Origin of the sequence: Nostoc sp. C057, assembly GCF_013393925.1 — a bacterium.
In the GTDB taxonomy this organism is placed as follows: Bacteria; Cyanobacteriota; Cyanobacteriia; order Cyanobacteriales; family Nostocaceae; genus Nostoc; species Nostoc muscorum_A.
Genome location: NZ_CP040281.1, coordinates 5,009,907 through 5,021,550 on the forward strand (window position 1 = coordinate 5,009,907; position 11,644 = coordinate 5,021,550).

Annotated in this window: 13 protein-coding genes and 1 pseudogene; 5 read left to right on the forward strand and 9 right to left on the reverse strand. The window is 41.9% G+C overall.

Features of this window, described 5'->3' with window-relative positions:
• Positions 1 to 619 precede the first annotated feature (619 nt).
• Both FD724_RS21355 and FD724_RS21360 read left to right on the forward strand, forming a co-directional pair.
• Positions 620 to 859 carry a hypothetical protein gene (locus tag FD724_RS21355; RefSeq protein ID WP_012410158.1) on the forward strand — a complete coding sequence of 80 codons (240 nt, stop codon included), beginning with the start codon at positions 620 to 622 and terminating at the stop codon, positions 857 to 859.
• Between the two features lie 32 nt (positions 860 to 891).
• Positions 892 to 1,797, forward strand: a complete 906-nt coding sequence (locus FD724_RS21360; RefSeq protein ID WP_179074035.1) for a HEAT repeat domain-containing protein — start codon at positions 892 to 894, stop codon at positions 1,795 to 1,797.
• Positions 1,798 to 1,885: 88 nt separating this feature from the next.
• Here FD724_RS21360 and FD724_RS21365 read toward each other — a convergent pair whose 3' ends face one another.
• The 4 genes from FD724_RS21365 to FD724_RS21380 all read right to left on the reverse strand — a co-directional run bounded on the left by FD724_RS21365 (position 1,886) and on the right by FD724_RS21380 (position 4,352).
• Positions 1,886 to 2,494 carry a HEAT repeat domain-containing protein gene (locus tag FD724_RS21365; protein WP_114081199.1) on the reverse strand — a complete coding sequence of 203 codons (609 nt, stop codon included), beginning with the start codon at positions 2,492 to 2,494 and terminating at the stop codon, positions 1,886 to 1,888.
• Between the two features lie 194 nt (positions 2,495 to 2,688).
• Positions 2,689 to 3,183 carry a bleomycin hydrolase gene (locus tag FD724_RS21370; protein WP_012410161.1) on the reverse strand — a complete coding sequence of 165 codons (495 nt, stop codon included), beginning with the start codon at positions 3,181 to 3,183 and terminating at the stop codon, positions 2,689 to 2,691.
• 86 nt (positions 3,184 to 3,269) lie between these two features.
• A complete protein-coding gene (locus FD724_RS21375; RefSeq protein ID WP_163935266.1) occupies positions 3,270 to 3,827 on the reverse strand; it encodes a bleomycin hydrolase in 558 nt (185 codons plus the stop codon).
• Between the two features lie 354 nt (positions 3,828 to 4,181).
• Positions 4,182 to 4,352 (reverse strand): NblA/ycf18 family protein, encoded by a 171-nt coding sequence (locus FD724_RS21380; protein WP_242060871.1) that lies wholly within the window; start codon positions 4,350 to 4,352, stop codon positions 4,182 to 4,184.
• A gap of 304 nt (positions 4,353 to 4,656) precedes the next feature.
• On the opposite strand from FD724_RS21380, the gene FD724_RS21385 reads away from it, so the two are divergent.
• From FD724_RS21385 to FD724_RS21395, 3 genes are all read left to right on the forward strand, one after another.
• Entirely contained in the window at positions 4,657 to 5,274 is a 618-nt protein-coding gene (locus FD724_RS21385; protein ID WP_179075572.1) for a phycobiliprotein lyase, read from the forward strand.
• The gene (locus FD724_RS21390; protein WP_179074036.1) at positions 5,271 to 5,816 is read left to right on the forward strand and encodes a hypothetical protein; all 546 of its coding nucleotides are present in this window, start codon (positions 5,271 to 5,273) and stop codon (positions 5,814 to 5,816) included. Before FD724_RS21385 ends, FD724_RS21390 begins: the two co-directional genes overlap by 4 nt.
• Before the next feature lie 414 nt (positions 5,817 to 6,230).
• Positions 6,231 to 6,998: a phycobilisome rod-core linker polypeptide gene (locus FD724_RS21395; RefSeq protein ID WP_012410166.1), complete on the forward strand. Its 768-nt coding sequence runs from the start codon at positions 6,231 to 6,233 to the stop codon at positions 6,996 to 6,998.
• A gap of 233 nt (positions 6,999 to 7,231) precedes the next feature.
• On the opposite strand, the gene FD724_RS21400 is transcribed toward FD724_RS21395, so the two are convergent.
• The 5 genes and pseudogenes from FD724_RS21400 to FD724_RS21415 form a co-directional block, all read right to left on the reverse strand.
• Complete coding sequence (locus FD724_RS21400) at positions 7,232 to 8,149, reverse strand: RluA family pseudouridine synthase (RefSeq protein WP_179075573.1); 918 nt, start codon at positions 8,147 to 8,149, stop codon at positions 7,232 to 7,234.
• 283 nt (positions 8,150 to 8,432) lie between these two features.
• The gene (locus tag FD724_RS21405) at positions 8,433 to 8,807 is read right to left on the reverse strand and encodes a Uma2 family endonuclease (RefSeq protein WP_179075574.1); all 375 of its coding nucleotides are present in this window, start codon (positions 8,805 to 8,807) and stop codon (positions 8,433 to 8,435) included.
• A 70-nt stretch (positions 8,808 to 8,877) separates the two neighbouring features.
• Complete coding sequence (locus FD724_RS41005; RefSeq protein WP_256874605.1) at positions 8,878 to 9,231, reverse strand: DUF952 domain-containing protein; 354 nt, start codon at positions 9,229 to 9,231, stop codon at positions 8,878 to 8,880.
• 168 nt (positions 9,232 to 9,399) lie between these two features.
• Positions 9,400 to 9,921: pseudogene (locus tag FD724_RS41010) on the reverse strand (HAD family hydrolase); the annotation flags it as partial.
• A 115-nt stretch (positions 9,922 to 10,036) separates the two neighbouring features.
• A complete protein-coding gene (locus FD724_RS21415) occupies positions 10,037 to 11,575 on the reverse strand; it encodes a thioredoxin-like domain-containing protein (RefSeq protein ID WP_179074038.1) in 1,539 nt (512 codons plus the stop codon).
• Between the last annotated feature and the right edge of the window lie 69 nt (positions 11,576 to 11,644).

The window sequence follows — 11,644 nt, forward strand, 5'->3', positions numbered from 1 at the left end:
CCTTAATCTATATTTGGTATTTCTTGTCAATGCGTAAGTCCTAAAGAGTAACCCTTTCAAGGTGAGTAAAATTTTGGTCAATAAATTCCTCTTTAAGCTCTATACTCTGTGTCCTCTGCGCCTCTATGGTTAGAAAAAATACTTTTAAACCGCAGAGGCACAGAGAGCGCAGAGACAAAATAAGAGATTTTACGAGTCACCTTGAAAAGGCTAGTCCTAAAGAGTTAAGCCTTAACTGAACCGTATTGGAATTGCCTCTACAACCTGTAGTTTTGCATCAGTTAGTTTTATGGCGTAACCATGCTAGCGCGATATCTACGACGGGCTACGCCTACACACTTCAACTTAAAAAACCTAAAAAACTTGCAGAACTTAGATCAAAAGCTGTAGTTGAGTTCGACTTTTGAAGATTTCTATCAAAAAGCTTTACCAGTGGTAACGCGATCTGAGAAGATCGGAATATATGCATTTGTCAGCGACTAGTTGAGTTACCTCTTGCCAATTGTGCAATTTTATGTATCTGCTAAGTGCTTATCTTTAGCGAGTAACCAAATACAAAAGATAGTCGAATACTGACTACACATCATTCATATAAACACGCATTTAGGAAACAAAAATTATGGATGAAACCTCAGAATTCACAACAACCGATAACATAACCCCTCAAGATGTCGCCGAAGTGATTGCAGAACTTGAGCTATATCGGGAACGTCTAGTTCAAGAAACTACAGAAACAGCAAAACGGGCGAAGTTGATGAGGGTAAATGTTATGGCACAACTGGAGCCTGAGCTTGCCAAAATTGATTCTGCACTCCAGGAACTGCGTAATCAGCAAGCTTCCCTGAGCGTCAATAACTAGTAATCATCTTGATAATTTAGCTAGAAGTCATAATGCTCGACTCCAAAACTCAATCCGGGGAGGATTCGTTACATCTTTCCCAGGCAGAAACCGATGCTTTACTTGCAACAGTGAATGAGCAATTAGGCTTAAAATCCTTCAACTCTGACGATCAAGAGCTACTCAAGCAGATGATTGAGAGTATGGGAGACTCACGGGGGATGGTTAGGTTGAGTTTTGCAGAGGCGCTGGGTAAAGTCGGTAAACCAGCGACCTCTTTGTTAATGGAAGCTGTGGCAAATCACCCCAACCCAGTTGTACGCAGAGCCAGCGCCAAAACCCTGACACTGATTGCCGATCCGATCGCAGTTCCCACCTTGGTTAATGCCCTCCTAAATGATGAAGATACAGTGGTCAAAACCTCGGCGGTGGGGGGACTTGCCAAAATCGGTGAGGCAGCTGTGCCAGCATTGCTGAAAATCTTAGCGTCAACAGAGTATCCAGAAAGTGCTAAAGGACATGCTGTGTGGGCGCTGGGATTTATTGGAGCAGAAGCGAAGGAGCATTTATATCGAGAAATTAACTCAGACTCGGCTGATGTTCGCGCTGCGGTGGTGGGTGCGATCGCTAAAATTGCTGAAGAAGGTACTGAAGAAGGAGCATTTCACATTCTAGTGAACGCTCTCACCGATTCATCCCTAATGGTGCGGTGTGAAGCGGCATCTGCTTTGGGTAGTCTGGCTTATCAACCCGCGATTCCTAATCTAGTTGAGTTACTGCATCATCCCGATTGGGAAACCCGAAAAGCGGCGGCTCTAGCATTAATGAAAATTGGCGATCGCACTGCCTTAGAACCCCTACAAGCCACATTAAACCAAGAACAGGAAGCAGGAGTTCAGGCGGTGATCAAGTTGGCGATTTCTCAAATTGAGAGACAGTTAGAGGAAAATGCTTGGTAATCACCAGTACTTTTGACCAATTTGCTTATAGCAGTCTACTGGCTGAAATTGCTCCCAAGATAATTTAGACAGAAGAAGAGTGCGATCGCTATCCTCTTTTATAATTAATCACCTGATCTAATCGGGGCAAAGCACTCACTGCTGATTCACGAACATAGGGATCGGCAGATTCATCATCAGTTAATGCTGTCAACACTTCTACTCCCCGCATATCACCCATCGAACCCAGTGCATTAACAATCGCTACAGCCAGGGCAACATTATCTATTGTTTTCAGAGCCTCAGCCAAAATTTCAAAGGCAGGAGAACCAATTTCACCCAGTGCCATTACTGATGCAATATAGACAACGGCATTTGGGTCATTGAGCGCTGTTTTTAATCCCTGTAAGCCCTCATCTGGGAAAGGAACATCGGGATGGTTAGCAGCAACCTGTGCCAGAGCCTTAGCACAACTACCCCGAATGGTTGCATTCTCGCTATTTATTAATGAATCTACCAATGATGGGACAGCATCTGTACCAATAGCACCCAGTGCCTTAACAGCAGCACGACGGTAAGTCACATCTTCTTCATCCAAAATACCCATTAAGCGAGAAATCGTATTTTCATCACGAACATCAGCCAGTTCCCACATGGCTCGTTCCCGCAGATTTGGGTTAGGGTGTTTCAACTGTTCAAATAATGAATCTATTGTCATAAAAGAAAATTTCCCTGTTTAAATCCCCCAGGTTCAATCATTAATTACGAATTACGAATTACGAATTAAGAATTAGTAACAACTGAGGGACTCTTGATCAATCACTCAACCAGATACAGGCAAAGCAACAGACTGAGAGTCCCTGAGTTTTAGAGTATAACGATCGCTCGTCTACGTCTAGTCAATCCCTATTACTATGAAAGGGAGTTGATTACGTAGTCGAGAAGAGCGCGGAACTCACCTAATGCTTGAGGAGACAAGTCACGAGGAGAACAAGCGCGATCGCGAGTGTAGGTCAACGCGGTAACGTAGGGAGCAGTAGGCAGACCCAAAGAGCGGTAAACTTCACGAGCGCCTGCAATACCCCACTCATCCAGAGGGCCAGTACCGCCCACAACTAAGCTGTAGTTGATCAAGCGTAGATAGTGCTTGATGTCGCGGAAGCACTTGTCTTTCTTAACTTGAGTGTCGCCAGCTTCACCTTCTTGGGTCAGGTAAGGATATTTCTTAAAAGCAGCATCATAAGCTTCTTTAGCGACTGCATCAATACCAGCAGCCAACTTTTCAGCAGCTTCTAAACGAGCGCTAGCACGTTGAATGCTACCTTGAACGGATTCTAGATCAGAGGTGGTTGGAAAACGACCTGCTGCATCAGCAGATCCAATAACCGTAGTGATAACTGATTTCATTGCTTTTTATACTCCAGATTAGATGTGATCGGGTTTTGTATTTCAGTTGGCTTGACTAATAGGCTTAAGACATTAGCGATTAGCAATTAGCTCAGAGCAGAAATAACGCGATCGAAGTAGCTAGCAGCTTCAGCAGCTAGAGCAGAGCAGTCGCCTTGAGGAGTGTCAATCTTGCGGAATCTTTTGCCAGCGTTAGCTTCAGTATTGGTGTTGGTGATGTGAGCAACGCTGATAGCCTTCAGGATTTGGAAAGCACGTACTGAAGATCCAGTAGGTACGCCCAAAGCTGTGTAGGTTTCTTTCAGACCGTTCAAAGCGCGATCGTCTAATACAGAAGAATCACCAGCTAACAACGCATAGGTTACGTAGCGCAGAACGATTTCAGCATCGCGTAGGCAAGCAGCCATCCGGCGAGTGGGGTATAAGTTACCACCAGCTTGAAGCAAACCTGTGTTTTCACAAGCAATACCAGCAATGGCATCAGAAACTGCACAGCTAGCGTTGCTGGCGATCGCATTCACAGCATCAAGGCGCTTGTTGCCTTCAGCAATGAAAGACTTAAGGGCTGCTAAGTCAGCACCACCGATAGGAGCGGTTTTGGCATCAGCCGCAATTACAGCTCTGGAAAAAGCATCAAGAACCATGAGTTCTCCTTAATATTCACAAATGGCGGATATTATTTCTGGCGTGTTCTCGATCAGAATTAACTGTGAGTAGCCAAACAAAAACATAGGGGATCAATAGTGCCCTAGTCTTTACTATGAGAGACAAAGTAATAATCTGTAATATTTAATTTGGGAATTGGGAAGAGGACTTGGGGACAAGGAGAATTGGGGACAAGGGGAAAGACTTGTTTCAAGTTCTCACCTCTTGTCCCCTTGTCCCCTGCTCCCCTGCTCCCTGTCTCTTCCAATGCCTAAAAAATTAAGACTTACGCATTTCAACGGAACTCTGCCACTGCGTAAGTCTTAAGGAAAGGATATTCTTTTTTTACTCTATCAAGCTTGTTTTAGCAGGTGTTTGACCAAATTATCTTTTACCATCATCTGCCGTAAAACTTCTAACAAAAATTCTTGAGCTTCTTGTTGACTCAAATTCTTTACCTGGTCTTTCAAATTTTGTAAGCGAAACTGTTGCTCTAATGTTAATTCGACTGGAAAATCCATCATTACACTCCTCTGATTGACTGAATCGAAGGTATCGGTTGTTACTAGTAATGTGAAGACGATCGCTTTAAACTATTTTAGCACTGAGATATTAAACTGTCCACATTGTCAAGCTATAAATAACCACCCTCATAAAAATTTACAATTTGGTAACAACATCTCTATCTCACCCTGCGTTTGTAGGGAGTTTGTTGAAGCTGATCGCTAATCGCTGTAATGTTTAGAATGTTTATATACCAATAACTGTAAAAAGAAAAAACACGTATAACATCATCCGCAGGAGTCATAAGTAGGAGTCAGAAGATTGATAGACGCAATGGAATTTTTTCAGCTAAGTGCTGGTAAGTGGCGATCGCAACGAGCAACTCATCATCTGGCGTTCAAACGCTCAGAGACTGGAGAATCGGATATACAAGTAGAAACTCTGGAAGCCAATCATCCAGAAATCATTGAACTGTGCCAGTATCATGAAATTGACCCCAGCCTTTCAGTAGGAGGGTCACGTGTGCGTTGGCTAGGCACAATGGCTTGGGATAGAGAGAACGAAGAGAACCATCAGGGGAAAACTATATTTGCGATCGTGCCTGATGAGGATAACCCAAGGGCTGGCAAATTACTGCGCGAAAGAGGCTATGCCGAAATTGTGCCTGTAGTCGGTCTTTTTCACATGGATGATGAAGATGGACTAGTGTTGACAACCGAATACGAAACAATGAGTTCCATTGAGAGGTTCTGGTTTGCCAGCCCAAATATGCGACTTCGAACCAGTACAGTAAAACGGTTTGGTGGCTTCAGTACGGCATCGTTTTGTACTGAAAGCCGCATCGAAAGTTCTGTTGAGGTTTCCGGCACAGAACAGGTAACAGAAAGACTTGAGCAGGATATTCTAGAAAAAAAACAGTTTTATTCAGTTCTGGGTTGGTGAATTATCTCAAGCAAAGTGATGCTTTTACTCGTGGGCAAGATTATCTACATCGGGTGCAGAGACTTGCCCTAGAGCCGGGGATGGTGGATGTGTTCGATAACCTGCGCGATCGCATCCCCATTTGTACTTGGATTGGCGAAAATATTAACACCGTAAACGCTCAGATCAACGCCTACTTAGAAGTTTGTCATGAGTGCTTTCATCCGCAAGAGCGTCGCCACATCCAAATTTTTGCAGTCCCCATAGCTCAATCTTTTGGCATAGACGGGGTGTGCAATATTCTCACAAATCCAATCACTATTTTGGTAGATGTCGGTCGAGTTGCACCTAAAGACTGGTTTGGTGTAGTCGTCCATGAATACGCCCATGCCCATCTAGGAGACTTTGGTCACAATCAGCAGTTTGCTAGCATCCTATCTCATCTATGTTTAGGACTGGGATTAGAACCACCCTACTGGGAGGAAGGAATGGAAGCAACTTTGCGTAGCTGGCCTTACTGTAAGTCAACCATAGATCCTCTGGAATTTTGGATAGGTCGTTGAAGAGGGCAGGAGGAAAGAGGGCAGGGGGCAGAGGAGAATAGGGAATAATCAATGCCAATTGACAATTCCCAACTCCCAATTCCCAATTCCCAATCTTCTATTAATTTCTTTTGCTAAATGTTAAATTTTATTGCTTCAGTTAAAAAAAGTGAAACTCAATCTTCTAATCTGAAATATGTGAATAAAATTTTTTAGTCATTTACAGTAACTATTAAGCTGGAAGTTGCACTACTTTTTTTATTGATTAGCTATGGGTTGAATCCAGTGTGCTAATCGTTTTTCATACCCAATACTTAAAATCACCCTTAGTTAAGTTTCGTGAAATTTTATCAGAATCTGAGGTTCTGATACAACTACTCCCTTAATATGTGATTTAAAGTTGTTAACTTTAATTAAGAACATGGAGGCTTTAGAATGGCAATTCCTCTGTTAGAATATGAACCTTCAAGTCAAAACCAGCGTGTCGCTGGATATGAAGTACCGGGTGATGAACAGCCCAGGATTTTTACTACAGACAATATCCTGTCTCCATCAGATTTAGGCGATCTGATCGAAGCAGCATATCGTCAACTTTTCTTCTATGCTTTTGCTGCCGATCGCGAAACATATTTAGAGTCTCAACTCCGTAATGGACAAATTACAGTACGAGACTTTGTTCGTGGATTGGTTCTTTCCAATACCTTTAAGAAAAGCTTTTACGACCTCAACAATAATTATCGCTTTGTTGAGCAAGTAATTCAGCGCGTTCTAGGACGTGACCCATACAACGAGCGCGAAAAAATCGCTTGGTCAATTGTGGTCGCTACCAAGGGTATTGTAGGCTTTGTTGATGAAGTTCTCAACACTGAAGAGTACCTGAGCAATTTTGGATATTCCACAGTGCCCTATCAGCGCCGTCGGATACTGCCATCTCAATCTACAGGTGAGTTGCCATTTAACATCAAATCTCCGCGATACGAAGATTACCACCGTGCCAAACTGGGTTTCCCCCAAATCATTTGGCAGGTCGAAGTACGCAGATTCCTTCCACAAGAGCAAAAGCCAAAAGCTGGCGATCCAGCTCTGTTCTTGACTATGGCACAAAGTGTCAATGCAACTGGCAATACGCCACAAAGAATCTCGTCATTCAATATCGATATCGAAAAGTCCGTACCTTATCGCCAGTTAGCTGGAATTAAGTAACAATTTTTGGTCGGCGGCTGTCTAGTACATCGCTTTGATCATTTTATAGCGTGCATGAGTCTTGGGTTATGTAGGAGTTTCATTTAGGTATAACTAGTGAAACAGACTCTATCCCATGTCTGATGCACGCTAGTTGTTAATGGGAATGGGGCATTGGGCATTGGTTATGGGATATGGTTTTTTGTTAATGCCCAATGTCTGTAAAATAGCGTTATTTTTAGGCGTGGGATGAGCTAAAGTGTAGTTCGTCTTTTTAGCATCTCCAAAAGTTTCGTAAATTGGGTGGGAGGGGTAGCTGTCACCTCAATCATCTCGCCGGATAGGGGATGCTGTAATCTTAGCCGCCAAGCGTGTAGTGCTTGACCAGACAAATTTACGCCCACTGAATGACCAGAACTATAAACTGGGTCGCCGACAATGGGATGGCCCATTTTGGCGCTGTGGACGCGGATTTGATGGGTGCGTCCTGTTTCTAATTGGAAGCGGATCAAAGTGAAATTACCGAGGCGTTCTAATACTTGCCAATGAGTGACGGCAGATCGTCCGCCTTGTTCAATAGGCATAATAGCCATTTTTTTGCGGTCTTGTGGATGGCGACCAATGGGTAAGTCAATTGTGCCACTCTCAACTTTTGGCGCACCATAAACCACGCCCAAGTATTCTCTGCGTGCGGTTTTAGCTTTGAGTTGAGCTTGTAGGTGATGATGGGCAACTTCTGTTTTTGCGATCGCGATCGCTCCCGTTGTATCCTTATCCAATCGATGGACGATTCCCGGACGTTGGATTCCGCCAATTCCTGGTAAATTGGGACAGTGTGCCAACAAAGCATTTACCAGTGTGCCATCTGGATGACCGGGTGCGGGATGGACAACTAAACCTGCGGGTTTGTTGAGAATAAGTAATTGGTCATCTTCGTAGAGGATATCTAAAGGGATATCTTCTGCTAGCAGTTCTAGGGGTTGTGCTTCTGGTATTTCCAGAGTGATGCGATCGCCTAGCTTGACATTGATCTTCTTAGAAGTGCAAACTTTATCATTAAGTTGAACATTACCCTGTTCGATTAACTGCTGGATGCGCGAACGAGATAAATCTGGTAATTCTTGAGAAAGGAAACGGTCAATGCGATCGCCTTTAGTGTCAGTGCAGTGTATCGTATTGCTGGAGGGAAGTATGCTAGGTGCTGCATCCTCTATATGAGAAGACAAGCGTTCGCCCTTGGCGTTGGCGCAGCCATCGCTATTTTCTTGGATTTGTAAATTAAATTCGGTCACAATTGCTCTGGATTATTAATTCCCCGTTCTTTAAGTAAAGCGCGGAATCTCTTTATTTGGGTGGTTAGAAACCTAGTCTACACAAGCAAAACCGAAAGAGGTGGGTTTTAAAACCTTAATTTGGACTTAAATTTTGTTTGTATAGGGGTAAATTCTATTCACCCTAGCTGTTTTGTATTTGTTCCCTTAACCATTGTCGAAATGATCTAAGTGCTGAACTTGTTCCTGTGGTTCGTGCCATTTCCATAAACCGAGGAATTATTTCATTGACAGGAAAACCAGGGAATATGGCGCTTGTGAGAGACTTTATATATTGTTCACCTTGCAATAAGTTAATTTCTAAATTTTTGCTTTCATATCGCCAAATTTCAGGTACTTTTAACGCTTGATATGCACTAATTTGGGTTTTAGAGGTGACATCAATTTCAATCGCTAAATCAGGAGGATGATCAACCGTTAAGTCGATCTTGTCTTTGCCAATCATTAGCTGATAGTTTTGAATATAAAAACAATCATCAGGTTCAATACCTACACTTATATCTTTTCGCTTAAAGGTGGTTGAACCTAAAGATTCCCAATTTTGCGCCCTTTGCGTCCTTTGCGGTTCGTTATTCTTCTAATTCTATAACTTCTTGCGGCAACTCAAACAAACCATCTTCCCCAGCTTCAAAATCAACCACCTGATACACAGCATCAACATTTAACTCACCATAAATGTGAGGAAATAAGTCGCCAATTTCAGCCTCTTCATAACGAATTTCAGCTTGTACTTTCTCAGAATCAATAAAAAGTAGTACTAATTCTTTTTGATTATTAAAAAATCTCTTTGCAACTTTGAGTATTTGCGTTGATTTTGAACAATGTATAAAACCTTCACTGTCTAACGAATCAGCGCGATATGTACCGAGATTTTTTGCCTGTTCCCATTGTTGGCGTTTGGCAATGTGGAGAATGGTGTTCATAGATAATCTAGGAATTGTTGCATCTTGTAATATTTTCAGAAAATTCCCTAAATTTGTAAAGTCTTTAATTACTTTTGTAGCGCCTACACTTGTTAATTTTTTATCACCTATTCCAATAAAAGTAATACTCAAGTCATAGGCTGCTTTTACATCCCAAACCCCATCACCGACAAAAACAACTTTCTGAAATTTTTCAACTTGATAAAAATTCTCTGCTTTGATAATAGCTGTTTTAATAATATCTTCTCGTGAAAGTGCATCATTAGCTGAAGCTAAGGGGATACCTTCTATTTCTAAATTAGCTTTTTGAAGTTTTAGTTTAGCAGACTCACGCCAACCACCAGTTGCGATCGCAACATACCAATCAGGATCTAGCTGTAATTTAGCTAATACATTTGCCGCGCCAGGAATTTCACTGAATAAATCTTGGTTGTTAATAAAAGCTTCCTGAAGTAGATTAACAAAACGTGCTTTGAGTCTGACTAACTCTTCATTTAAAGGAAGACGTTCTAATTTTTCTTGGAAAATTTTCTGAGTAATTCCCGAATCCGTCGTGTATGCGTATTCAGCCCAATTTGTATTTATACCAAAAATACCAAATTCTAATGCAAGAGCGCGTACAAAACAATTTTCATCAATTTTGTAGGTATTTGTTAGTGTCCCATCAACATCAAAAATTACTAATTGCATAGTATATTTATTGTAACTCACAGTTAATTTTAGAATCTTAGAAGCCAATTAAGCGATCGCTAAAAAAATTACCATTTAAAATCTCGCCCAAAGGCACTAGATGCAAATTTTATCTCTACATGAGGTTAAAATCGGTAGCGGTTACATTTGGCGGAATACAAACATCTGGCGCACATAAGCCAAAAAACTCTAGCGTCGTCACCTCAAGAGCATTTAAATCTAAGCGGCGGATGGCATGATTATTAGTATCAGCAATATATAAATATGAGCCGTTAACACTCAATCCCGAAGGTTCAAAAAATCGGCTATTCTTATCTTGTCCATCTTGTAATCCAGCAGTACCATCTCCCAAAACTGTTTGACAATTGCCACTAGGACTAACTAATTTAATTTTGTGATTGTAGGTATCTGCTACCCACAAAAAATTTTGAGCAAATTCCACTCCTAAACAATGTTGTAAACGGACATCTTCACCTTGTCCATCAACGTCACCAAAACCAAATAAACCACCACTACCGCAAACAGTTCGTACTTGATACGGTTCTACAATTCCAACACCACGAATTGAACTAACTTCACTGTCAGCGATATATAATTCTTTTCCATCGGTGCTAATACCACTGGGTTGAGCAAAGGCAGATTCGGTAAGTGAACCATCAACGCAAGCTTCTGCACCAGTACCTGCATAAGTTTTAATCATGCTAGTTTCTAAATCCATTTCCCAAATTTGATGCGGCCCAGCCATTGCAATAAATAAGGTATTTCCCACTTTCACTAAATCCCAAGGGGAATTTAGCGGGGTTTCTAAACCAGCACCGCCATGAGGATGAATACTCCGACTTTGTTCTCCAGTTCCTGCGATCGCTTCTACTACTTGACGCTTCAAGTCAACTCGGCGCAGGGTATGATTTTCTGTATCAGCAACATAAAGAATTTGATTTTCTGCATCATAAGCCATTCCCTGCGGTGCAAAAAACTGCGCTTCGTTAAAAGCACCATCGGTTAAGCCAGATTTCCCAGTACCAATTAAATGCAGAATTTCGCCGTCGAAGCTACTCATAATCAGGCGATGATGTCCAGAGTCAGCGATAAACAAACCCGCCTGGGTAGCTAAGACTTTACCAGGAAAAGCTAGGGGAGTAATTAATGGCTGGCGCTGTTTTTCTAATATCAAACTAAGTTCTTGAAAATTAATTGTGCCTTTATCTTGGTGTTGCTGAATTAATTTTTGAATCAACTCGTCTAAAGTGTCACGGTTTCCTTCTCCAGAAATCTGACCAATCACGTAACCTTCTGGATCAATAATTATTAATGTAGGCCAAGCACGTACAGCATATTCTTCCCAAAGTCGAAAATTGCTGTCAACTATAACTGGGTGTTCAACGTCGTAGCGCAGAATAGCTTGGCGAATATTTTCTGTTTCTTTTTCGTTGTCAAATTTGGCAGAATGAACACCGATAACGGTAAGGCTATCTTTATATTTCTGTTCTAAATATTTCAGGTTTGGCAGAATATGCAGACAATTTATACAGCAGTATGTCCAAAAGTCTAAAATTATGACTCTACCCTTGAGTTGTTTTAGAGACAAAGGTTTGTCGGTATTGAACCAAGAGTAATTGTGTGGTAATTCTGGCGCTCTTACACGGGGAAGCATAATAATTCGTAGTTCGTAATACTTCGGCTACGCTCAGGACAAGCTCAGTACAAGTTCGTAATTCGTAAT